Source organism: Streptococcus parauberis NCFD 2020 (assembly GCF_000187935.1).
In the GTDB taxonomy this organism is placed as follows: Bacteria; Bacillota; Bacilli; order Lactobacillales; family Streptococcaceae; genus Streptococcus; species Streptococcus parauberis.
The window spans coordinates 539,095-561,598 of record NZ_AEUT02000001.1 but is presented as its reverse complement, the minus strand read 5'-3'; the positions used below and the strand labels follow the sequence as shown (position 1 = coordinate 561,598).

Below are 22,504 nucleotides of genomic sequence, written 5' to 3'. Positions count from 1 at the left end.
CGCCTCTTTTTTGTTAAAATAGTCATATGAAAATACATCAAAAAATTTTTATCATTGAGGATGACTCGACAATAAAGAATATGCTAACGCAACATTTATCCCCAAATTATCTAGTAGCAAGCGTCCTAAATTTTAGAGATATTAAACGTGAAGTCACAGACTTTGCCCCAGACTTAATCTTGATGGATATTACCCTTCCCTATTATAATGGATTTTATTGGACAACTGAAATCAGAAAAGAGCTGACAGTTCCAATAATTTTTATATCTAGCTCCTCAGATGAAATGGATGCTGTAATGGCTCTAAATATGGGTGGAGATGATTTTATCAGTAAACCCTTTTCACTAACTATTTTAGATGCAAAAATTTCTGCCTTCTTAAGAAGAGCGCAACAATTTACCAAATCAGACTTGACCTTTCAAGATTTCACCCTCATGTTTGATGGCAATTTGGTTAAGGGTGAGGAACAAATTGCCTTGTCTCCGACAGAACACAAAATTTTAGCTCTGCTATTCTCAAAGCAAGGACAAGTAGTAACCAAGGAAGAAATTTTGACTAACTTATGGGAGAATGATCAGTTCATTGATCAAAACACCTTGAATGTCAATATGACCAGACTTCGCAAACGCGTCGGTGAGCTTGGGATGGATAACATTCATACGGTGAGAGGAGTAGGTTACGTACTGAAATGATTAGATTATTTATTAAAGAGTACAAATCTTGGTATATCTTATATTTTCTCTTACTATTTCTAAATTTTCTTGTTTTTTATTTGGTCCATTTACCACTCGATTATTTTATTACTGCTGGATGGGTTTCATTAGGGGTTCTATTGCTATATACAGTTCCCAGTTATTTGAAATTCAAAAGGAAAATAGAAATCTTACAAGATTTTATTTATGTAAACGAGTTAAATGATTTACAATCTCCCAGTGAACTTGCCTACTTGAATGTTATTCAAAAAATCTTAAGTCAAAGTGATTTTAGTCAACAAGAGCTGATCAAACAAAAAGAAAACTTAAACCAAATGATAAAAATGTGGGTCCATCAAATGAAGATTCCGCTTTCTGTTCTTTCACTAATGGAACAAACCAAGGCTTATGATAAGGTAGAAGGTAAGATTCAGCTATTTAAAATGGAAAATTACCTGAAACAATTATTAACCTATTTGAAGTTTTCTGATTATAATGATGATTACATTTTTGAACAGGTCCAAGTAGCAGATCTAATCAAACAAATCATCAAAAGTTATGCTTATGTTTGTATATCTAAAGATATTAGTATTAGTGTATCTGGTCGATGTAAACTTAAGACTGATAGAAAATGGCTCAGTTTTGCTTTAGAACAAATTATTGACAATGCCATTAAGTATTCCAAACATGGTGGCAACATAAAAATTGAACTAAGAGATGATAGTATTGAAATATCAGATACAGGTATCGGAATACTAGATTCGGATATCAATCGTATTTTTGATGATGGTTTCACTGGTTTTAATGGTCATGAACATCAAAAAGCCTCTGGTCTTGGGCTTTATATGACAAAAAAAGTACTCAACAACCTTGAGTTAGAGATTTCTATTACTAGTGAAGTTGAACAAGGTACACAAGTTAAAATCACAAGGTTAAAGAGGTAAGTAGAAGATAGCAGCCAATCTTAACAAAAGTTGAGCATGTTTCAAAAAATTGTTATCATAACAATTTCAGACTGCACACTAGAAAAGAAATAGATAGGCAATTACCCTTTTTAATTAATGAGGCGTATAACTTGTGATAGGAGATTAATAATGGCAGAAATTTGGGATATCTATGATATCTACCGCAATAAAACTGGTCGTACAATGGAACGTGGCAGTAATTTTAAAGAAGGCGACCTCCACTTAGTTGTCCATCTTTGTATCTTTAATACTAATGGTGAACTCTTAATACAACAACGACAAAAGGATAAAGAAGGCTTTCCAAACATGTGGGATATCTCCGTCGGTGGCAGTGCCTTAGCAGGTGAAACACCTCAGCAAGCCGTCATGAGAGAAACTCTGGAAGAATTAGGTATCTGCATAGACCTCTCGCAAATCCGTCCACAGTTTACAATCAATTTTGATCAAGGATTTGATGACACCTTTCTAGTCATTGCAGATGTAAATCTGAATAGTTTAACCTTACAAGAAGAAGAAGTACAAGATGCCAAATGGGCAAGTCGTCAAGAAATTTTCAAGATGATGACAGAAGGAAGTTTTATTCCATATCATCTAGGGAAAATTCAACTCTGTTTTGACATGCTTGGTCAATATGGAGCACACGTTAATGGTATCGGTGCCTATACACCAGAAATGTTAGAACTGCCAAAAGATAGGACAAATCCATGACCGACAATCGGAAAATGACATCACAGTCTTTAAGAGTGTTGGTCAGCAGTTTTAGATATGTAACAGCCCAAGTAATTGTTGAAAAAGCTCAAAAAATGGGCATAGGTGATATTTACAAATCTTCATGAAAAACAAATAAAGCTATACAAAATTATGTAAATGCCTCAATACTCTTTAGTAAGGCAGGAGAAGAGGTCGGTCGTAAAGAAATTGAAGTCAAATAAGGAGAACTTGAAATTGAATAAATTAGCAATAATTACTTATCAAGATTATATGAAAAACATTTATAAAAGTCATCAGGGTGACCAAGGTCTTTTTATGAAACTAGTTGAAGAAGTTGGAGAAGTAGCTCAAGTTCTCAATATTAAAGAAGGTAGAAAACAAGCAGACATAAATATCGACGAAGCTCTATCTCAGGAATTAGCTGATATAATACATTATGCTTTTGCAATTGCATCCATTAATAATATTGATTTAGAGTCAGTAATTCTTGAAAAAGATAAAAGTGCTTCATTAAAATATGGAAGAACTGAGAATTTAATTAACTATATTCAAAAAGAAAAAACAAAATAATGACTTATAATATAGAAGTTTCAAGACAAAACACATATCAAGATTCCCGAATAAATATTTGGCTGTAGCCTCATTTATCAATACATCTAATGATGTCATTGTTCCAGTTATTAAAGACAGTCAGGGTCGCTATATATCTTTAGATGGACACAGTCGCTTAAAAGTTGCCCTTGACAAGGGAATTTCAACAGTAAAAGTCTATGAGAACCAAGCCGATGCTTATATTTTCGATTTTGTTCAAGAAGCAAAAAGCCGGCAGATAGAATCAATTAGTGATATGTCAGTTTTATCCCATGCAGATTATCAAAGCAAATAGATTGATTATTGCACTGATTATTTTAAAAAGTAATCCAATAGGATTGCTTTTTTTATTAGCGTGACTTTGTCCAATATGTTAAAATGAAAGAAAATTACAAAGGAGTTTCTTATGACTAATAAATTAACAGATAAAGTAACTTTCAGACATGGAGCAAGTGTTACTAATCGTATTGTCATGCCGCCAATGCTAACTTTTTCAGGTTTAGAAGGTGGTTTCGCTTCTGAAGACACACTAAAATACTATAATGCAAGATCTCAAGCTGCAGGCATGATGATTGTTGAATTTCATTATGTTTCCGAAAATGGTGGACCTTGTACAAAAGCTGGTGTACCAGAACAATTAGGAATCTATGACGATGACCACCTAGAGTCAATCACAAATATTGCTAAGGCTCTAAAGAAAGACGGCAATAAAGCAATCTTACAAATCCATCATGGTGGACGTGAAGCCATGGGACGAGCTGCAAAAGGCAAGGAAGTCTTAGCACCATCAGCAATCGATTTTGACTTTTTAGATTATCCTGTTCGGGAAATGACTAATGAAGAAATTGAAGAAATCATTAAAGATTTTGGTCGTGCAACAAAACGTGCCATTACAGCTGGCTTTGATGGGGTTGAGATTCATGGTGCTAACCATTATGGATTACAACAGTTCTTTTCAGCAATTTCAAATCAGCGAGAAGACAAATGGGGCGGTAGCCTAGAAAAAAGAATGGCTTTTCCACTAGCTGTAGTTGATGAAGTGAAACGTGTCATTGCCGAATCAGCACCCGAAAACTTTATACTTGGTTATCGATTCAGCCCTGAAGAAATCCATGGCGAAACAGTAGGCTATACATATCTGGAAGGACTCGAATTAATTAAAGAAGTTATTAAACGCGAAATAGACTACATTCACCTTTCCCTTTGGAATGGCTACGCAACAGTACCAACTGGTGGAGAAAAAAGTTTTGGTGAGTATTATAAAGAAATCCTAGATGATCAGACAAAATTAATTTTAGTCGGTGGCGTGTTTGATGAAAAAGGTGCTCAAAATGCCATTGAAAACTATACTGATTTAGTAGCAGTAGGACGTGGTACCTTAGTCGATCCAGAGTTTGGTAAAAAAATCTCAGAGGGCAGAGGTAATACCATTATCCATGAGATAAGTCCTGAACAATTGAAAAAAGTATCCTGGACACAAGGATTAAAAAATGTCTATACAGCACCTGAAGGAACAAGCTTACCACCATTACCTAATGGTGAAAGTATCAAATAAAGCCAGAAAAAAAGTGAACTATTGACAGTTCACTTTTAAAACATTAGAGTAGTTTACATAAATATAATTATGTTATAATTTATCCAAGGCATTTTTTTGTTCGTCATTGACGATATGGGTATAAAGGTCAGTAACCTGTGTAGAGGCATGGCCTAATTGGTGACTAACTAAGACCTGAGACTTGGTTGCATCATAAAGTCTGGTAGCCAGTGTATGGCGTAATTTATGGGGCGTAACCCGGATTTTGAAATCTTGTGAGTACTTAGCAACCATTTTTTCTATAGAAGAGGCATCAATTCGATTAGGAACACCGCGATACTCAGTTAGAAAGAAAGCAAGATCTTGTTTTTCCGCCTTGTACCGGTTCTTGCGAATGGCTAAATAATTCTCGATATATGGTTTGGCAAAGCCAGCAACGTTGACAGAATCACGTTTTCCACCCTTACGCGTTACCTCGATGACCATCATTTTTAGATTCAAGTCTTTTACATCAAGGTTGACAGCTTCTGAGAGTCGAACGCCAGAAGCAAGAAGAAGCGCAATAATAGCAAGATCACGTTCCTTATTTTTTCGGAAAGATGATTTAGCTCGATTTGACAGTAAATTTTCGTACTCATTATCAACATACTCCAGAAATTCCATGGTTTCGTCACCTAAGAAGAGTTTTTGCTTAATATTTTCAGCCCGTGAGGCTAAAGTTTCTTTTTTTTTCTTAGTAGAGACCTTTTTCATGACATTTCTGTAGAAATAAGGTTCCCCTTGGTCATTTTCAACCTCCTCAGTCAAATACTTGTAGAGACTGGATAAGGCAGACAAAGTTCTGTTAATGGTCGTTTGTGAGACACCAGACTTAGTTGAGTATGTATTAAGAGAAGGACGTTCACGTAAATAAAGAACAAAAGCCTCCATATCTTTCTTAGTCAAATGTTCCAAAGTAGATAAATCAATATCAGCAATTTTAGTAACATTTGAGATGTCAGCATCAATTAACCATTCAAAGAAACGTTTATATTCCTTAAGATATTCATATAAGGTTGTAAAACTATAAGGCACTGACAATTTAGATTGATAATAATCTAAAACATACCAAGGCATAATTGATTTATAGTCTTCAATTTTTTTTAAAAGTAATTCACGTCTCATTAATATTTACCTTAATTTGCCTTTTTTCATAAGGCCTTTTTCTATATTGTCTATAATAGAAGTATAACATAACCTTATATGTTTTTCAAGAAAATTACAGTTTTTCGGAAAGATGTTATCGGGAATATATGGGAATGTTTTTATTCCAATACCTTATTATTATTGAACAAATCAGCAAACATCTACTTTATGAAAATTCTTACCCACTTTTAGCTTTTATATTTTTTTCGAATAGCTGAATAGCTCCCGTATTGTTCTTTGACCTAAATTGAATTTGATTTGAGCATCACCAATTATCTTTAACTAAGATGCTCTTTACTAATGAAATTTAAATTGCTTCTGATATGAACCTATTCCATTTAGAATTGTTTAGCTCATTTCTATTGATTTACTATTTAAGCTAATTTGCCATAATTTATATTTACCTTGTTTGTGCTTACACTGATAGGTGAAATCACTTGAAAATGTCTCAGAATGGCAATCTCAGCATTGCCGAATAATAACGATAATTCTAAAGATGATTATTGTATATATTGAAATAAATTATTTGATATTTTACATAAATATAATTATGATAATTTATATCGTTCTTCGATTTAAAAAAATAATGAACAAAAAATTTCTAGATATATCCTACCATAGCATTGCTCTTGTATATAAATGATTTAAATTTTTCCCTTGGCTAGAAATTATGGATTAACTTTAATAAATGTCCACCTTTTTCAAATACAAAAAGAAGACAAGGGCTTGTCTTCTTTTTGTTTCACGATATAAAATCCTATTTTCTTATTTTCTTTAAAATAACTGTTTTGATAATTGATTTCAAACTCTCTGTATCAACTGAACCATGTTCTTCAAATTGATTAATTAGTTTTTGGCCAATCGATTCTGTGATGGCAACAGCTACACCAGAACCAATAAGGGCGCCAACTACAGTACCAATTCCAGGGACAAATTTGATGATACTTGTAACTGCAGTTCTTCCTAATGTTGTTGCTGTTGTAGCTTGAACAACCCCAGATACAAGTCCTCGTGTAGTGCTTTGCCCATATGCTTTGAATATATTAGTAATCATCATTGTTTGAATAGGAACCAATAACATGGCATCCGAAAATGGAATTGGGCTTAAAGCCACTCCGGCAGCAGCTACGGATGCAGTATGCACAGCCTTCATGGCTGTTTCTTTTTGTACAATTGTCATATAATCTCCTCCTGAATAGCATTATACTATATTTCTATAAGAAAGCATTTTTTAAAAGTTCATAAATAAACAAATTATGTAATTAATTTTACTATACTATGTTTTTCTTTTTTAACACGTGACAAGTTTATAGGTAAATCCATATTATCAGTGTTCATAATTAGTCCTCATGTTACGTATTAGATATCATGATTTAGAATATTTTCAACTCGATCTTTTCTTTTTTTAAGGATTGATAAGCGAGTCGTGCTTGGATTTTTTGCAACCTTCAGTTGATTAATATTAGCTTGTAACTCTTGTAACTCCTCTAAATAAGAATTACGATTTTTTTCAATATAGATCTCTCTATTTTTACTTTTTTTATCATTTGCTTTTTTCAATCTATCTAATAAATTCATAATCTTCCTCATCGAACTTTCTTTGTCTATATATTATAACAAAATTTAAATCTTTTTGACCTTGGCTGTCAAAAAACCTAGTAAGTAATAATTTATATGTTGATTTAATTAAAATTATTAAATTTCATCATTGACATATTAGAAATATAGTTGTAATATAATCGTAACAATGAGAAATGATTACGTAATCTAAATTATTTAATAGTCTAATGAGCTCTAGTTATGTGGATTTATTACTTACTACCTACTGCTATTGCTTTCTTTTACTGCACACTAAAAAAAGGAATAATGAGATTTATGAAACTAATAAACTGTAAGAAAGAAATATTTATAAATTTACAAGAAGAATTTAAATGGTCAAATTTTCTACAATCAAACGAAATCTATGAGTTGCAAGTCTCTAGAAATAATTACTTGTTCTGTGAACGTCTAGCATTGGTCGAAAATGAGGAAGTCGTCGGTCTTGCAGTAATAAATTATGCAAAAAAATGGCGCTACTTTAAGCAGGCTCTTCTAATCCATGGTCCTCTTCTTAAAAATGGTAATAGTGAGCAGCGGTATCAGCAAGCTATAAAACTCATAGAAGAGCATGTCCGCACCAAAAAGGCACTTTCATTAATGATACATCCTAATCAAATTCGCACGCACAATAATGAAAATCTACAAGTGATCAGTCAGAACAATCATGCTTACATTAACAAGTTTCTTTTAGATAAGGGTTACTTGAACTATTATGATACCGACTTTCTTTTAGAAGGTGATAATCAAAACTTCATCAAAGACTTGAGGTCCTACAATTCTTACAAAGAGTTAGTGGACTCATTCTCGCCCGTCTTAATACGAAATATCAAGAAAAGTAAGGAAGCCTATGTAAAAGTAAGAGAACTAGATGAATCTGAAATATACCATTTTTATCAAATACTTGCCAAAACCGCCAAACGAAGAAACTTCTCAATTCCAGATAAACAGTTTTTTCAACAATTAAAGACAAATTTTGGTTCACGCGCCAAATTTATGTTTGCCTATCTCGAGTGCAAACCTTACGAAAAAAGCCTAAATGATCAAATTGTTGATTTTACTAAGAGAATTGCAGAGCTAAAGCAAAAACCAGACTCTAAAAAGCGGAATGTGGCTATCAAAAACACCAAACAAAAATTAAATAGTTATCACAAACGATTACAAGATTTTCATTCCTTTCAGATAAACTCAGATATTTTGCCACTGTCTTCCTATCTCTTCATTGAACATGGCAACCAACTGCTCTCATATTTTGGAGGTAATCTAGTAGAATATCTTGTCTTTGGCGGTGCTACCATGATTAATATCGAAATGTTGACCTATGCAGTCGACCATAGAATTGACTACTTCAATTTTGGTGGAACCATTGAAACGGATAAAAGTAAAGACGGCATAGGTAATTTTAATTATAAAAAGCAATTTGGTGGTCAACTTTGCCAATACTGGGGTTCCTACACTAAAGGATTAACAAGAGTCGGTAATCTAGCTGTCTGGATAAAAATAAAAAGACTTACCAACAGTAAGTCTAATGATTAATATGTAATTTTTCTTTCTTGACGAAATTATAGATCTCCAGGAAGGAATCAACTAAGAATACTGATAAAGCAATGGCACCTGAAACGAAGATTGATTCAATAAAATATTTTCCTGACAGACTAGGATTTCCTTGGATATAGTAATATGCAATGCGGTAAACCCCTGCTCCAGGAACTAAAGGAAAATAACTTGGTATATAGAAGACTGTGACTGGTGACTTAAGTATACGCGCAGCGATTTGCGACATAAAAGCAATCACAATGCCGCCACATAATGTTGCTAATCCAATCTGTGTATGAGGTAAGACGAGTAGATAAATCCAGTAACCTGCTGCACCGATGAATCCAGTTTGGTAGGCAACGTGTCGGGGAGTTTCGAGAAGGACGCCTGAAGTCACTGTTGCGACATAGGCACCAATTATTTGTAAAATCATACCCATGTGATAATTCCTTTCGCAATAAAGAGGCCTAAGGCAACACCTACACCTAAACTAACGGCAATAATCAACGCTTCAACAATTTTCGTAATCCCTGATCCATAATCTCCTTTGAAAGAATCACGAAAACCATTGGTAAAGGCTGTCCCCGGGAATAGAGGCATCAAAACAGAAATGACGACGATGTCAAATGACGGATTAGGCATTCGCGAGAGATGAATAATGACAGGAATGATGGTTGCTACTAAGAGTGTTGCGACCGTTCCGAAAATGAAATCATTTAAAGCTAAGAAGTCCTTTAATTTATAGGAAAAAAGTAAAAGAAAGGCCGCAATTACAGAAAGGAGGATTTCATTCATATCACCACCAAGCAGGATGGCAAATGAAATCACTAAAAGGATGGTCGATACGCCGACTACATTCTTGGAGTAATTCTTCTTATCCATGCGCATTAATTTGGCATAGGCTTCTTCAAAGGTAATCTTATTCGAAGTCAAATCACGCGAAATCTGATTAACGATATGAATCTTCCGTAAATTGGTATCACGCTTAGTAATTCGTTTAATCAGTGTTATTGGCTCGTCTAAGTCAGGACCGTCTAAGGTGATAAAAAGCCCTGTTGTATTGGCGAAGACCTCTGTAATTGGTTGTTCACTAACTTGAAGCATCCGTTGGACGGTATTTTCAACGCGGTAGCATTCGGCATTGGATTCTAACATCTCAATGCCTGCTTGCATGGCAACCTTTACGATATACTTGTTATAATTCTCTGTCATTAATGTTCATTACCTAAATATGTTAAGATAGCAACTACTGCTGCTTGGGTACCTGTTGTTAAGCTCGGCTGAATGGCTGGTGCAAACTTTGGATTGTGATTGGCATAAACCGTTTGATCCTCTGTAAAGCCACCAAATCCCCAGTAAAAATACGGAATACCAAGCTCTCTTGGGATATAGGAAAAATCCTCGGAGGCAGTCATTTGGTGATAAGAATTAGTGCGTTCTTCCCCTAAATATGTTTTAAAGGATTGACTAACCTGCTCTGCTATTTTACCATCATTATCCGTCAAAGGGAAGATATCATAGACTTCAAAGTCAGGTTTTTCTTGACAACCACCTGCTTGGCACTCCGCTTCTGCTATACGTTTGATGGCCTTGATCAGTTGGTCTTTGATTTGATCACTGTAAGCTCGGACATTGAGCAGTAAAGTCGTCGTATCTGGGATAATATTTGCTTTCAAACCAGACTGAAAAGCGCCAACACTGACAACGGCAAATTGAAAGGGATCGACTTCGCGTGCAACTATTGTTTGAAGCCGTGAGACGATTGCTGAACCAATAACAATCGGGTCTATACTTAAATGAGGCATTGAGCCATGGGCACCCTTGCCTTTGATGATAATTTTAATTGAAGCTGCCGTGGATAAAAATGGTCCAGACATAGTGCCAACCTGTCCAGCTACTGGTTCAGTTAAAACGTGTTGAGCGAGCGCAATTTCAGGGTGGGGAATTTTGTCTAGCAGTCCATCAGCAAGCATGGCTTTGGCACCTTGAGCAGTTTCTTCACCTGGTTGAAAAAGGGCAATGTAAGTTCCTGACCACTTGTCTTGATGTTGTGCAAGTGCCCAAGCTGCTCCTAGTCCTGCTGTGATATGCATATCATGTCCACAGGCGTGCATTACAGGGACCTGGTTGCCTTCTAAATCTTCCATCACAACTGTCGATGCATAATCTAAGCCACTTTCTTCTTTGACCGGTAAGGCATCAATATCAGCGCGAAAGAGGATTTTGGGACCCTGACCATTCTCCAAGATACCAACTACTCCGCCACCAATTTTTTGAGTTTGGTAACCATAAGATTCTAGTGTTTTAAAGATAAATTGGGCAGTCTCCACTTCTTGCATTGATAATTCGGGATGACTGTGCAAATGTTTATATGTTTCTTCTTGCCAGTCTTTGATTTCCTCTAAGGATTCTAATATCTCTTTTATTGCCATTATTACTCTCCTTTACCCAGTCTAATCTTAATATCTAGTATATCATTTATTTCTTATTTTCAGTTGTCGAGGCTTAAAATCGTTATCTCTTTTCTATATTTTTTTAAACATAAAAAGATGAGTAAGATACTCACCTTTTTATATAGTAATTTCTCTTTTAGCAATGTTCTTTGATTGCTGTTTCAGTCGCAATTCGACCAAAGGTAAAGATATCAGTTAGTGAGTTACCTCCTAATCGGTTACCGGCATGTAAGCCACCTGCAACTTCTCCGGCTGCGTAGAGACCATTGATAATTTGTCCCTTAGTATCAAGAACATGGGCTTGTGTATCAATTTTTATACCACCCATAGTATGGTGAACTGCTGGTTTACGAGGAGTTGCATAAAATGGAGCTTTCACAACTTTCAAATCAAAGGCACCCTTATTGAACTCTGGGTCAAATCCTTGATCGGCATATTTGTTATAGTTAGCAATTGTTTCAGCAAGAACTGATGGTTCCATACCAAGTTGAACAGCTAGTCCTTCAATAGTATCATCTCTGTAAAGTGTACCTGCTTTTACCTGAGCATCTATTTTTTCTTGACTAGTGTTATAGGCGGTTTCTTTAATCAGATCATCAGCAATGAGGTAGAATAAACCACCATTATCAATTGCTGCTTGTGAGAGCTGGTCACGACTGCCATACTCATTAACAAAACGTTTGCCTTCAGTATTGACCATAATGAAGTTAGCTGGTGGTACTTGTAGACCTGAGAATAATGCACCTGTTTCTGGATCTGAAACTGGCATCATTTGGGTGAAGCCCATTCCAACTAAATCAGCATCTACACTTTGACCTAATAGGATACCATCACCTGTCACAGCTGGTGTATTTGAAGTCTTGATATCGTCAGCAATTTCTGTCCAGTAGGTGTTATATTGTTGCAACATCTTGGTATTTGCCCCAAAGCCACCGGAAGCAAGAATAACAGCATTGGCATTAATTGTTAGTGTTTGACCATTACGTCCTCTTGCTATTACGCCCTTTACTCGACCTGCCTCAACAATTAATTCTTTAACTGGACTATCTGTTAAGATTATTCCACCATGTTCAAGGACATATTTATTAAGAACTGAAATGAAAGCAACCCCCATTGGCATAAATGGTTTGTGCCCACGACGCCAAAGTGCACCAACTGGCATTGTGACATCACTGTGGTCAAACTCTACTCCAACATCCTCTAACCAACGAACAGACTCTAAAGCACGTTCTGTCATGATTTTTACGAGATTATAGTCGCCATGAATTTCATTACCTTGTAAGTCTTTACGTTTACCACCGATATAAGTTTGAATCCGGTACAACAGTTTAGAATCAAATAAATAAGTTGGTTGTTTTAGATAATCTTCCAATTCAAGTTTCAAAGCATGGAAATCGTCTAAATATTCAGCATCTATTTGACTATCATCCATATTCATTAAACCTTCTAGATTATGTGCTTCGCCAGGATTGGCTGCAAAAGTTTTTTGCCAATCCGGATCAGGTGCATTCATAGGCCCACCTGCACGAACGGTATTCCCACCTACTGATGGGAATTTTTCAACCACAATAACTTTCTTATCCTCTTGCAAGGCTCGTGCAGCTGCTGCTAATCCAGCACCACCACCACCGACGATAACCAAATCAGCTTGATAGATTTTATCTTCATGGTCTAATGCTGACGGTGCTTTAGCACGACTTCTTAGTGCCGCTGGGTTTGCTCCTGCTTTTTTAATGGCTTTAGATACACCATCTAGTACACCATTAGATGTTACTGAGGCTCCTGAAACTGAATCAACATTTAAGGTTTGACCTTCAATGATTTCATTTGGGATACGTGTGAAGACCACATCAGCTATACCACCAGTTTCACCTGAAGAATCAATATCAATTTTTTCAATCCGATCTTGTGAGAAAGTAACTGCCATTGGCAGGTCACCATTATGGCCAACAGTTGTCACTTGATAGGTACCCGGTTCGTAGAATATTTCTTCATCTTGGTTAAGTTGATTTGCGATGGTTGCAAAACGAGCAAAACGGTAGAAACAAGATTCTAAGAAATCAACTGTTTTGCTATCCTTAATATTGCCATCTTGATCAAAAGCTTGATGAACATTACCTAATAAGAATTCACTGCCTGGCATAACAGTTGCATTTACACCTGGAGCATCTAAAATCTGACGAAGATGTAATTGTGCGCGTGAAGAGCCTTGCTCACTATATGAAGCTCCAACAATCATAACCGGCTTACCAGCTAATGGATGAACATTAAATGATAGCCATTCAATTAAGCTATTTAAAGAGGATGGGATAGAATGATTATGTTCTGGGGTTGCAATAATAACTCCATCAGAAGATTCAATTGTTTTAGTAATATCTTGAATAATTTGACTATGGGTTTGATCATCACTTTCATTAAACATCGGGACTTGATCAATTTCAAGCAATTCAATTGATGCTTGGTCCTCAAAATGTTTTTTCATGAAAGTTAATAACTGACGATTATAGGATGTTTTTGCATTAGTCCCAATAATTCCAACAAATTTCATAATGATATCACCTCTCTATTCTACTTTTTCCCAAGCAAACTGTCTTTTTCGTTCAGTATCTGATTGATTGACTAATTGAATGACCAGTTGAGAGAACTCAAGAAATTCTGCAAAGACATCTTCAAGTTCAGTAACTTTTTCAGGATACAACAACTTGTTTTCCGCATCAAAAGCTTGTTCAGAATGGCCAAGCAAGAATTCTGTCCCTGGCATTAAACGAGCTTTCAATTCTGGAGCATTTAAGATTTGTCGCAAGTGAGCTTGCGCGCGTGATGACCCTAAAGAACCTAAAGACGCTCCCACAATCATCGTCGGTTTATTAATTAAAGCACGACTAGTATAAGCAATCCATTCTAAGGCACTAGATAAAGGTGCTGGAATAGTATGATTATACTCGGGAGTTGCAATAATAACAGCATCTGCTTGACTAATTTTTTCAGAGTACTGAGCTACAGCTGTTGGTGCCAATTTATCCTCTGGCTCATTAAAAGCTGGTAAATCTTTGATTTCCAAAATACTAATATCTGCTTTATCCTTGAAATGCTCCTTCATAAAATAAAGCAATTTCCGATTGGTAGAACGGTCAGAATTAGTTCCGACAACTGCAACTATTTTCATTGTGATTTTCCTCCCAAAGATTTTTACATCTTAACTATAATCCAAATTCTAATAAATTGCAATAATTTTCATAAAGTTTAAGTTCTTTTGTGAAAGCCTTTTCTAAATGTAGAAATTTTAAAAGCACACTCAGTTGAGTGCGCTTTTAAATAACTAAAATTAGTCTTCATTAGGATCATTTTTAGCTTCCTCATGCGTTTTATGTACTGTACCAGGGACATGATCAGGACCTGCATAAATTGAGTAAATTTTCAGAGGTTTGTCACCAATATTGGTTACATTATGCCAAGTATCAGCAGGTACTAAAATTACATCATCATCTGAAACTTCTTGTTCAAATGTAAGATTATCTTCGTCATCTCCCATTTGGCATAAACCTTTACCTTCTTCGATACGGAGGAATTGATCGATACCCATGTGTACTTCTAAACCAATATCGTCACCGGGTTCAATAGCCATTAATGTAACCTGAAGTTTTTCACCAGTCCAAATTGTTGTACGGTAATTCTCGTTTTCTTTGGTATAATCCTCAATGTTAACGATAAATTTTTCTTTGCCATGATCTTTATAATCGAATGTCATTAGAAAGTCCTCCTTGTTCTTAATTAGACTAATTCTAATTAATTAATCTATACTATAGTAATAACATAAAACCGTTTACAAAGCAAAGAAAAAGATTATTATCTACCGTTTTTTTAAAGATGAAAAAAGCTCTCCAATCAGAGAGCTTAAGAGGATATTTTGACTAGTGTTTTTCCGACAGAATAGCCTTTTTTTACTTTCTCAAGCGCTAAATTAATATCTTCAAAATCATAAACTTGATCTAGAGAAATTGGGAAGGGCTTTTCTTGATAGATATCAGTAATTTCCTTTAATTGCTTTCCATTTGCGCCAACAAAGATAAAATCATAGGATTGATTATTTTTTGCAGCTTGGCGATTTAAGTGTAGACCGGTTAATGTAAACAAAAATCGTTTAATTGGTGAATGCAACATACTTTTGGCAAATTCTCGATTAGGTAGCCCTTTTAGACTGACCAACTTTCCGCCTCGTTTTAAAATCGAAAATTGTTTTTCAATCTCTTTTCCACCTAAGGTATCAATAACATAATCGACATTGGAGACCACTTTACTATAGTCTTCTTTTTTATAGTCAATAAAGCAGTCCAAGCCAAGTGATTTCAAGCGTTCTTCACTTTTACCATTACCACTGGCAATAACTGTTAAACCCTTTGCTTTAGCTAGGGGAATGGCTAGCGCACCAAAACTGCCACTTGCGCCTGAAATAAAAATTGTTTTATCTTTTTCAACCCGTAATTTTTCGAAGGCTTGCATAGCTGTAAGGCCAGTTAAAGGTATAGTTGCAGCTTCTTCCAAGGTTAAATTCTCAGGAATAAGTGCTAAATCAATCTCTGGCAAAGCAATAAATTCAGCGAAAGCACCTGCTTGATCAAGAGGTGTTTTAGTATAAACCTTATCACCAACTGCAAATTGTTTGACTTTTTCGCCAACTGCTTCAACTACACCAGATAATTCCTGACCAGCAATAATTGGAAGTTTGTAGGGCAAAATAATTTTCACTTTTCCTTCTGCAATCATATTATCAACAGGATTTATTCCTGCATAGGCGACTTTTACTAAGACCTCATAATCACGAATTGTCGGTTTCTCAACAGTATTAATTTGTAAATAGGAAGCTTGCTTTGTATAGGATATTAATTGTGCTGCTTTCATAGTTTCTCTCCCCTATTAGTGTAAGCTTTAACTTGTTTTATTAAAAATTATATTAGACTTATAGTTAGTATACTAACTATTGCAATTATACCATTATTTGTATAATAGTAAAAATATCTGACGAATTATAAACAGTTTCAACCTTGTTAGAACTCTATTTTATTAGAAGTCAAATTTATCTCCATTAGAATTTATAACATTTTTATACCAATAATAAGATTTTTTCGGAACCCGTTTTAAGGTACCCTTGCCTTGGTCATCCTTATCAACATAAATAAAACCATAACGCTTACTCATTTGTCCTGTCGAAGCAGCTACTAGGTCAATAATCCCCCAACTTGTATAACCTAACAAATCTACACCATCAATTTCCACAGCATCTTTAAGTGCTATAATGTGTTGTTTAGTATAATCAATCCGGTAGTCGTCTTCAACAAAGCCACTTTCATCAGGGACATCTATTGCTCCTAGTCCATTTTCAACGATGAACAATGGTTTTTGGTAACGATTATAAAGCATATTCAACGAAGATCTTAAGCCTAGTGGATCAATTTGCCAACCCCACTCAGTTGATTGTAAATGAGGATTCTTAATGGATTTGAAAAGATTTCCAGTTGACATTTGGTAGTCTTCCTCAAATGCCGAAACAGTGCGCGAGCAATAATAAGAAAAGGAAACAAAATCAACTGGGTTTTCCTTTAAAATTGCTTTTTCTTCTTCTGTCATGATAATCTGCAAATTATCACGTTCGAATTTTTTCAAAGCATAATTCGGATAGTAACCACGCGCTTGAATGTCAATAAAGAAATACTCCCCATTATCACGATGAATTGCTTCCAGATAATCCTCTGGCCGACAAGTATAAGGATAATGGCTCCCACCAGCTAACATACAACCGACTTTGTTTTCAGGATCAATCTCATGTGCCCATTTAGTAGCCAGTGCGGAAGCTAATAATTGATAATGGGCAGCCTGATATATGACTTCTTCCTTATTATCACCATCCTTAAATAAGATACCCCCACCTTGGAAAGGTTGATGTAAGAGAATATTAATTTCATTGATTGACAACCAGTATTTGACTAAGCCTTTATACCTGCTAAAGACTGTTTTGGCATAATTGACGTAAGCCTCAACCATTCTTGAATCACGCCAGGCTCCATATTTTTTGATTAAAGCCAAGGGCACATCAAAGTGGGCAAGGGTCACCAAAGGTTCAATCCCATAACTTTGTAATTTTTCAAAGATTTTTTGGTAATAGGCTAAGCCTTCTTCATTTGGTTCTTGATCATCACCATTTGGAAAAATACGGGTCCAGGAAATGGACATCCGAAAACACTTCAAGCCCATCCCAGCTAAGAGGTCAATATCCTCAAAATAGTGATCATGCATCTCAATGGCATCCTGACTAGGATAAAAGTAATCAGCTCTGCGCTCGAGGTTGTCCAGATCGCCTTTAGCAATCGCCATCCTGTCAGAACCCATCGGCACCACATCTGTATTGGTTAATCCACGACCTCCTGCAAGCATTCCACCTTCAGCTTGATTAGCCGCAACAGCACCACCCCATAAAAAATCATTTGGTAAGGTCATAATAGTCTCCATTTTCCTTGAAAATCTAGTTTTATTATACCTTGCATTATGGACAAATATTAAAATTTCAGATACACTTGGTATACGGTTTCACATTCTAGTGAACCTTCTCTTCAAAAATGAAATAGAGTGAAAAGGATAAATAAACTTATGCTGGATGATATAAATGAATTGGCGCAGATGGGGAAATCGTCTAAAGCTACAATAGCTCAATCGATTCTTGATAACCTTGGTACTATTGAACAACTATCCCTTGATGATATTGCTCGAATTAGCTTTAGTTCTAAGTCTAGTATTGTGCGTTTTGCGCAAGCTCTGGGTTATAAAGGTTGGACAGATTTTTTACCAGTTCTTTTATCTGAACGCTATTATTCTGAGACCCACTATTCTGATATTGATCACAGCCTTCCTTTTAATGAAGAAGACAGCGCCAGTGATATCATTCAAAAAATAGCTACAATTGAGAAAGAAAGTATTCAAGATACAGCTGATAAGTTGTCTGAGAATGAATTAAATAAAGCCGTTACTTTCCTCAGAAAAGCTAAACGTGTTGTTGTATTTGGACTCAGTCCTAATGATTATATCGCTCATCTTTTCAAGCGTAATATGTTAACTATTGGTAAAAGTATCGAGATTGCTAGCAGTAGTGAATTTGGTTTGATGGCTAACTCTTTAACCGAAAATGATGTCGCTTTAATTATTTCCTATTCTGGTAAATCAAAAAAGAATGATGCTCTACGCCATTTAGAGCAATTACATCAACAAAAAGTTAATATTATTGGTTTAACCAGTGAAAAAGGGCGCTATTTACAAGAACAAGCTGATGCTTACTTTACTATTTGTACCAGAGAAGATAAACAAAAGAAAATCGGAAACTTCTCCACAGAAGAATCAATCCTTTTTATTCTCAATACAATTTACGCCCTCTATTTCAAACAAGATTATTTCAGAAACTATGTTCGAAAAATCAACCTTTCCACCTCTCTCGAACATGATCGTTAAAAAAAGAACCTATTTTTAATAGGTTCTTTTACTTGTTTGTAATTTCTTGATATCTCTTAATAACTGGAGTATCTGATATTTTCTGTTCGCTTTTCTTTATTGACTGGAACATTTGGGTCTGATAAACCAACTGTTGCGACGAGTAAGTGGCTATACTGGAAAGAATTCATCTTTCCTAGTGCATGGGTCAGACCTTTAATACCAAAAGCATAGAGCGAACCAATATAAATAATAGTTTGATAGGTTTTGCTTTTATCAAACTTGTGAAAGTCGATTGCTTCAATGTCTAATAGACTACAAAAGGAGTTTTTAAAGCAATTGTATTGATTCATTGACTTTTACTTGGAGAACTTCTCTGATAAATGGGTACTTTTCCTTCATTTCATCAAACCAGTCTCCCTCAGATAGAAAACTACCACTGCCGTTGATTCTAAAACCTGTCCCTTGATAGCCATTAAATCCTTCAACCTGACGCGCAGCTAAGGTCAGGATTAACTGATTGTTGACAGCAATGTCCTCTTGTGTAGAATGCATACCTGCCACTGGGATTAGAATAATGTCATCGTCTTTAGGAACTAGGTAGGAATTCCATGTACAGGTGACGTGCGGCTCCTCATTACCCCAGCTGGTGATAGAAACTGGTCCTTCGTGTTTTAAAACTTCATAAAATGTCTCTGTGAACATAGGTTCTCCTTAAATTAAATTTTCTAGTGCGTAAGCAATGCCATCTTGATCGTTGGATTTTGTCTCTTTGTCGGCAATTTCTTTGAGCATATCGACAGCATTTTCCATAGCAAATCCTAATCCAACATAAGCAACCATAGTTGCATCATTTTGACCATCACCAAAGGCAATCATATCCTCAGGCTGATAGCCCATTGGCTTAAAGATGGTATCAATAGCTTTGGCTTTATCAATGCCCTTAGCCGTAAATTCATAATAGAAAGGTGCCGTAAACATGGCATTGACCTCATCGCCAAAAGGTGCTGAAATTTCTTGATAGTGCTGGTCCAAGTATTCCGGCTGACCTGCCAACAAAATTTTATTGAGCGGGAAATCAGCAAAAACAGCCATATTATCCACTTCACATAATTTATAGCCATTACTATGCGCCTCATAATCAATGACATTAAAATCAGTGCCCGCCAAGTCTAAATGCCCTGCAAAAACGTTTTTGACATAAGTATAGTCATCTTTGACCACCATCGGAATCACATCAAAATTCTCCACATGCTGTAAAATGGCTTGACCCTCTTCAACTGTCATTGTTTTGTTGTATAGGACTTGGCCGGTCTTGCAGTCCATGACCTGGGCACCATTAAATGAGATCAAAAAACCTTCATAAATGTCCATCTGCAAAGCTTTGGCCAGTGGTAAGATTCCGGGAAGAGGGCGACCAGATGCTAGAACTAATTTGGCTCCTTCTTGCTGCGCAGCAATCAAGGCATAGTGTGTCTTAGGACTAATTTTTTTCTCTGAATTAAGCAAGGTCCCATCAAGGTCCATAAAGATAAGTTTGTGTGCTAACATGATTTTTCCTCTATGATTGTTGCATACGAATAAAATGAATAATAAAGATGATAATTAGTATCCAAAAAATAACAATTGGTAAAGCATAATACCATTTCTTAGGTTTACCATTAATCCACATATTCTCTGATTGTTTTTGTGATTCTAGCCAAATATCTTCTGGGATCATTTTAATCAAAAGATACATGAGTGCTGGTAAAATAAAGATATCATCAAGATATCCCAGAAATGGAATGAAATCTGGAATCAAATCAATTGGTGACAAAGCGTAAACCACAATAATTAGAGCCATTAACTTGGCTAAAATTGGTGTATTAGGATTCTTCATAGCCAAAAAGACGGCTGGTAAATCTTTTTTCAAATGTTTGAAGCGTCTAACTAATTTAAATTTACTAGGTTTTTTCTTAAACAAATAGTCTCCTATTTAAGTGTCTTTTGGTAGGCTTTCAGGAAGTCATCTTGACTGACCTGTTGGCAAAGTTTACCTATTAACTCATAAGGAATTGTCTTCATATTTTTAAAACGAATACATGATTTCCCCATATCCGGCTTTGTCTTCATATAGAGTGGGTATTGGGTCAAGAACCATTCTTTAACATGGTCAAACATATAAATGCCATTATGATAGATAGCAATATGATTCTTCTGAGAACCGATGGTAATGAAGGAAAGATTATCTTCAGGATTACAATGATAGCCCTCTGGGAAAACATCGTGAGGAACTACATAGGAAATCATCTGATACTGTAATTTTTCTTCATATTTATCCGGCAAATTATCTTTGATAACTTGTCTCAACTGATTGATTACGTCCCTACGGTCATCAGGCAAGGCCTGTAAATAATCTTCGATACTGTCTACTTGATATTGCATGGTCTTGTCTCCTTTACTGTTTACTCATATTATAACGGTAAGGGCATTAAAAGTCCTGAAAAAAGGTTAGACTTGTCTAACAATTACTAAAAAGCCCATCGTAAATGATGGACTTTTTAGTATCGAAATAACCGTTAATTATCCTTGCCATGCTTCCATTTGGCGGATGCCTTCTTCGATGATTTCGATTTGGCGAATGGTTTCTTCGTCTTTAACGACTTTTTCTTTACCTAAGATGATACTATCGTGGATAGCTTGGTACATACGGGCATAGCTTCCTTTTTCAGAAATGACTTTTTCTTCGTGATATTGACCATTGTCATCCATATAAGTCAACGTACCATAGTGTTCTGGACTATCTACACCAAAATCAGCATTATCTGGCATATAGAAGCGTTTTAAGTCATCTTCTTGACGGTCTTTAGTTTCTTTCACGAACATCCCTTTTTTGCCGTATATGACAAAACTTGGGCGTTCCTTGATACGGAAATAACTTGATTTAATAGAGACTTTCTTAGCACCATAATAGAAGTCTAAATCAAAGTAGTCATTCATGCGTCCTTTGCCTAATAGCTGGCGCACGTCATAGTGAACTGATTCTGGCATGCCAAAATATGAAATGACTTGGTCAATTGTGTGACAAGCGTGGCCATAGAGGTAACTTGTATTGATAGAGTACTCATCAATACTTTCAGGGATTTCCGGACGGAAATAATCAAAGTGCATTTCCACTTCTAGGATATCCCCTAAAACACCACTGTTAATTACTTTTTGAACAGTTAGGAAGTCTGAGTCAAAACGACGGTTTTGATAAGCTTGAACAAAAACGCCTTTTTCTTTAGCAATAGCAAATAATTCTCTGGCTTCTGTTGCCGTCTCTGTAAATGGTTTTTCAACTAGGGTATTCTTGCCAGCAAGTAAACATTGTTTAGCAACTGAGTAATGAGCTGATGGAGGAATGGATAGAACAATTAATTGGATTTCTGGATCTTCCAATACATCAGCAATATCATTAGTATAAATAACCCCTTCAATTGGCTCCCAAGGACTTGGTACTGGTGAATAGATTGTTTTTATTTTAATATCATCCAATTGGTTAACAAATGGAATGTGGTAGCGGTTAGCACTTTTTCCATTTCCTATATATGCAATAGTTAACATGGTTACATCTCCTAGAGTTTTATTGGCAAATTGTATATATTCAAAAAATGAATATTTTTACAATTTAAAGCCAAATCAATGATACGCTATCTGATGAAAAATGTCAAAAAATCTAATAATTTTCATGACAAAAATCTTGAATTTGTCAAATGGATTTGTTATAATTTAGTAAAGTTATAACTT

25 protein-coding genes are annotated in these 22,504 nt (G+C 35.5%); 8 read left to right on the top strand and 17 right to left on the bottom strand.

Annotated elements, in window-relative coordinates:
* The first annotated feature begins 26 nt into the window (after window positions 1-26).
* The 6 genes from SPB_RS02790 to SPB_RS02765 all read left to right on the top strand — a co-directional run bounded on the left by SPB_RS02790 (window position 27) and on the right by SPB_RS02765 (window position 4,514).
* Entirely contained in the window at window positions 27-692 is a 666-nt protein-coding gene (locus SPB_RS02790; protein ID WP_003105928.1) for a response regulator transcription factor, read from the top strand.
* Complete coding sequence (locus SPB_RS02785) at window positions 689-1,636, top strand: sensor histidine kinase (protein ID WP_003104955.1); 948 nt, start codon at window positions 689-691, stop codon at window positions 1,634-1,636. Before SPB_RS02790 ends, SPB_RS02785 begins: the two co-directional genes overlap by 4 nt.
* Window positions 1,637-1,786: 150 nt before the next feature.
* Window positions 1,787-2,365: an NUDIX hydrolase gene (locus SPB_RS02780; RefSeq protein ID WP_003104595.1), complete on the top strand. Its 579-nt coding sequence runs from the start codon at window positions 1,787-1,789 to the stop codon at window positions 2,363-2,365.
* Between the two features lie 237 nt (window positions 2,366-2,602).
* Window positions 2,603-2,938, top strand: coding sequence for a MazG nucleotide pyrophosphohydrolase domain-containing protein (locus tag SPB_RS02775; protein WP_003103364.1), 336 nt, complete (start codon window positions 2,603-2,605; stop codon window positions 2,936-2,938).
* Window positions 2,939-2,996: 58 nt separating this feature from the next.
* Window positions 2,997-3,254, top strand: a complete 258-nt coding sequence (locus SPB_RS02770; protein ID WP_254655063.1) for a ParB N-terminal domain-containing protein — start codon at window positions 2,997-2,999, stop codon at window positions 3,252-3,254.
* A gap of 111 nt (window positions 3,255-3,365) precedes the next feature.
* Window positions 3,366-4,514: an NADH-dependent flavin oxidoreductase gene (locus tag SPB_RS02765; RefSeq protein WP_003104137.1), complete on the top strand. Its 1,149-nt coding sequence runs from the start codon at window positions 3,366-3,368 to the stop codon at window positions 4,512-4,514.
* Between the two features lie 72 nt (window positions 4,515-4,586).
* Here the strand turns inward: SPB_RS02765 and xerS are convergent, their stop codons facing one another.
* The 3 genes from xerS to SPB_RS02750 form a co-directional block, all read right to left on the bottom strand.
* On the bottom strand, window positions 4,587-5,657 hold the full coding sequence (gene xerS, locus SPB_RS02760; RefSeq protein ID WP_003104890.1) for a tyrosine recombinase XerS: 1,071 nt from the start codon (window positions 5,655-5,657) through the stop codon (window positions 4,587-4,589).
* A gap of 778 nt (window positions 5,658-6,435) precedes the next feature.
* Entirely contained in the window at window positions 6,436-6,858 is a 423-nt protein-coding gene (locus SPB_RS02755; protein WP_003102761.1) for a YcjF family protein, read from the bottom strand.
* Window positions 6,859-7,037: 179 nt separating this feature from the next.
* Window positions 7,038-7,256: a hypothetical protein gene (locus SPB_RS02750; protein ID WP_003102769.1), complete on the bottom strand. Its 219-nt coding sequence runs from the start codon at window positions 7,254-7,256 to the stop codon at window positions 7,038-7,040.
* Window positions 7,257-7,544: 288 nt separating this feature from the next.
* Here SPB_RS02750 and SPB_RS02745 point away from each other — a divergent pair, with 288 nt between their 5' ends.
* Window positions 7,545-8,810 (top strand): peptidoglycan bridge formation glycyltransferase FemA/FemB family protein, encoded by a 1,266-nt coding sequence (locus SPB_RS02745; protein ID WP_254655062.1) that lies wholly within the window; start codon window positions 7,545-7,547, stop codon window positions 8,808-8,810.
* Here SPB_RS02745 and SPB_RS02740 read toward each other — a convergent pair.
* The 8 genes from SPB_RS02740 to SPB_RS02705 all read right to left on the bottom strand — a co-directional run bounded on the left by SPB_RS02740 (window position 8,800) and on the right by SPB_RS02705 (window position 17,755).
* Window positions 8,800-9,249, bottom strand: coding sequence for a threonine/serine exporter family protein (locus SPB_RS02740; RefSeq protein WP_003103682.1), 450 nt, complete (start codon window positions 9,247-9,249; stop codon window positions 8,800-8,802). The genes SPB_RS02745 and SPB_RS02740 overlap by 11 nt on opposite strands.
* The gene (locus SPB_RS02735; protein WP_003105439.1) at window positions 9,240-10,022 is read right to left on the bottom strand and encodes a threonine/serine exporter family protein; all 783 of its coding nucleotides are present in this window, start codon (window positions 10,020-10,022) and stop codon (window positions 9,240-9,242) included. Before SPB_RS02735 ends, SPB_RS02740 begins: the two co-directional genes overlap by 10 nt.
* The gene (locus SPB_RS02730; protein ID WP_003105837.1) at window positions 10,022-11,242 is read right to left on the bottom strand and encodes an amidohydrolase; all 1,221 of its coding nucleotides are present in this window, start codon (window positions 11,240-11,242) and stop codon (window positions 10,022-10,024) included. The genes SPB_RS02735 and SPB_RS02730 overlap by 1 nt, the downstream gene beginning before the upstream one ends.
* Window positions 11,243-11,399: 157 nt before the next feature.
* Window positions 11,400-13,811: a flavocytochrome c gene (locus tag SPB_RS02725; RefSeq protein WP_003104551.1), complete on the bottom strand. Its 2,412-nt coding sequence runs from the start codon at window positions 13,809-13,811 to the stop codon at window positions 11,400-11,402.
* Window positions 13,812-13,826: 15 nt separating this feature from the next.
* Window positions 13,827-14,429, bottom strand: a complete 603-nt coding sequence (locus SPB_RS02720; RefSeq protein WP_003103016.1) for an NADPH-dependent FMN reductase — start codon at window positions 14,427-14,429, stop codon at window positions 13,827-13,829.
* A gap of 159 nt (window positions 14,430-14,588) precedes the next feature.
* A complete protein-coding gene (locus SPB_RS02715; protein WP_003105968.1) occupies window positions 14,589-15,011 on the bottom strand; it encodes a cupin domain-containing protein in 423 nt (140 codons plus the stop codon).
* Window positions 15,012-15,157: 146 nt separating this feature from the next.
* Window positions 15,158-16,162: an NADP-dependent oxidoreductase gene (locus tag SPB_RS02710; RefSeq protein WP_003104833.1), complete on the bottom strand. Its 1,005-nt coding sequence runs from the start codon at window positions 16,160-16,162 to the stop codon at window positions 15,158-15,160.
* Between the two features lie 162 nt (window positions 16,163-16,324).
* On the bottom strand, window positions 16,325-17,755 hold the full coding sequence (locus SPB_RS02705) for a 6-phospho-beta-glucosidase (RefSeq protein WP_003104083.1): 1,431 nt from the start codon (window positions 17,753-17,755) through the stop codon (window positions 16,325-16,327).
* 150 nt (window positions 17,756-17,905) lie between these two features.
* Between SPB_RS02705 and SPB_RS02700 the strand changes: the two genes are divergently transcribed.
* A complete protein-coding gene (locus tag SPB_RS02700; RefSeq protein ID WP_003106062.1) occupies window positions 17,906-18,757 on the top strand; it encodes a MurR/RpiR family transcriptional regulator in 852 nt (283 codons plus the stop codon).
* Between the two features lie 56 nt (window positions 18,758-18,813).
* Here SPB_RS02700 and SPB_RS02695 read toward each other — a convergent pair whose 3' ends face one another.
* The 6 genes from SPB_RS02695 to SPB_RS02670 form a co-directional block, all read right to left on the bottom strand.
* Entirely contained in the window at window positions 18,814-19,089 is a 276-nt protein-coding gene (locus SPB_RS02695; RefSeq protein ID WP_003106875.1) for a hypothetical protein, read from the bottom strand.
* Window positions 19,067-19,441 (bottom strand): pyridoxamine 5'-phosphate oxidase family protein, encoded by a 375-nt coding sequence (locus SPB_RS02690; protein ID WP_003104459.1) that lies wholly within the window; start codon window positions 19,439-19,441, stop codon window positions 19,067-19,069. Before SPB_RS02690 ends, SPB_RS02695 begins: the two co-directional genes overlap by 23 nt.
* Window positions 19,442-19,450: 9 nt before the next feature.
* A complete protein-coding gene (locus tag SPB_RS02685) occupies window positions 19,451-20,287 on the bottom strand; it encodes a Cof-type HAD-IIB family hydrolase (protein WP_003103471.1) in 837 nt (278 codons plus the stop codon).
* A gap of 10 nt (window positions 20,288-20,297) precedes the next feature.
* On the bottom strand, window positions 20,298-20,699 hold the full coding sequence (locus SPB_RS02680) for a YkvA family protein (protein WP_003104357.1): 402 nt from the start codon (window positions 20,697-20,699) through the stop codon (window positions 20,298-20,300).
* A gap of 8 nt (window positions 20,700-20,707) precedes the next feature.
* Window positions 20,708-21,160, bottom strand: coding sequence for a DUF1801 domain-containing protein (locus SPB_RS02675; protein WP_003104369.1), 453 nt, complete (start codon window positions 21,158-21,160; stop codon window positions 20,708-20,710).
* A 138-nt stretch (window positions 21,161-21,298) separates the two neighbouring features.
* Window positions 21,299-22,321, bottom strand: coding sequence for a Gfo/Idh/MocA family oxidoreductase (locus SPB_RS02670; protein WP_003105471.1), 1,023 nt, complete (start codon window positions 22,319-22,321; stop codon window positions 21,299-21,301).
* Window positions 22,322-22,504: the final 183 nt, after the last annotated feature.

Excerpts from the sequence above, each read along its gene's own strand:
- SPB_RS02765 (WP_003104137.1), top strand. The coding sequence starts at position 3,366 with ATGACTAATAAATTAACAGATAAAGTAACTTTCAGACATGGAGCAAGT.
- SPB_RS02720 (WP_003103016.1), bottom strand. The coding sequence starts at position 14,429 with ATGAAAATAGTTGCAGTTGTCGGAACTAATTCTGACCGTTCTACCAAT.
- SPB_RS02695 (WP_003106875.1), bottom strand. The coding sequence starts at position 19,089 with ATGAATCAATACAATTGCTTTAAAAACTCCTTTTGTAGTCTATTAGAC.
- SPB_RS02690 (WP_003104459.1), bottom strand. The coding sequence starts at position 19,441 with ATGTTCACAGAGACATTTTATGAAGTTTTAAAACACGAAGGACCAGTT.
- SPB_RS02700 (WP_003106062.1), top strand. The coding sequence starts at position 17,906 with ATGCTGGATGATATAAATGAATTGGCGCAGATGGGGAAATCGTCTAAA.
- SPB_RS02685 (WP_003103471.1), bottom strand. The coding sequence starts at position 20,287 with ATGTTAGCACACAAACTTATCTTTATGGACCTTGATGGGACCTTGCTT.
- SPB_RS02745 (WP_254655062.1), top strand. The coding sequence starts at position 7,545 with ATGAGATTTATGAAACTAATAAACTGTAAGAAAGAAATATTTATAAAT.
- SPB_RS02740 (WP_003103682.1), bottom strand. The coding sequence starts at position 9,249 with ATGGGTATGATTTTACAAATAATTGGTGCCTATGTCGCAACAGTGACT.
- SPB_RS02725 (WP_003104551.1), bottom strand. The coding sequence starts at position 13,811 with ATGAAATTTGTTGGAATTATTGGGACTAATGCAAAAACATCCTATAAT.
- SPB_RS02715 (WP_003105968.1), bottom strand. The coding sequence starts at position 15,011 with ATGACATTCGATTATAAAGATCATGGCAAAGAAAAATTTATCGTTAAC.
- SPB_RS02735 (WP_003105439.1), bottom strand. The coding sequence starts at position 10,022 with ATGACAGAGAATTATAACAAGTATATCGTAAAGGTTGCCATGCAAGCA.
- SPB_RS02780 (WP_003104595.1), top strand. The coding sequence starts at position 1,787 with ATGGCAGAAATTTGGGATATCTATGATATCTACCGCAATAAAACTGGT.
- SPB_RS02755 (WP_003102761.1), bottom strand. The coding sequence starts at position 6,858 with ATGACAATTGTACAAAAAGAAACAGCCATGAAGGCTGTGCATACTGCA.
- SPB_RS02710 (WP_003104833.1), bottom strand. The coding sequence starts at position 16,162 with ATGAAAGCAGCACAATTAATATCCTATACAAAGCAAGCTTCCTATTTA.
- SPB_RS02790 (WP_003105928.1), top strand. The coding sequence starts at position 27 with ATGAAAATACATCAAAAAATTTTTATCATTGAGGATGACTCGACAATA.
- SPB_RS02705 (WP_003104083.1), bottom strand. The coding sequence starts at position 17,755 with ATGACCTTACCAAATGATTTTTTATGGGGTGGTGCTGTTGCGGCTAAT.
- SPB_RS02675 (WP_003104369.1), bottom strand. The coding sequence starts at position 21,160 with ATGCAATATCAAGTAGACAGTATCGAAGATTATTTACAGGCCTTGCCT.
- SPB_RS02730 (WP_003105837.1), bottom strand. The coding sequence starts at position 11,242 with ATGGCAATAAAAGAGATATTAGAATCCTTAGAGGAAATCAAAGACTGG.
- SPB_RS02670 (WP_003105471.1), bottom strand. The coding sequence starts at position 22,321 with ATGTTAACTATTGCATATATAGGAAATGGAAAAAGTGCTAACCGCTAC.
- SPB_RS02785 (WP_003104955.1), top strand. The coding sequence starts at position 689 with ATGATTAGATTATTTATTAAAGAGTACAAATCTTGGTATATCTTATAT.
- SPB_RS02750 (WP_003102769.1), bottom strand. The coding sequence starts at position 7,256 with ATGAATTTATTAGATAGATTGAAAAAAGCAAATGATAAAAAAAGTAAA.
- xerS (WP_003104890.1), bottom strand. The coding sequence starts at position 5,657 with ATGAGACGTGAATTACTTTTAAAAAAAATTGAAGACTATAAATCAATT.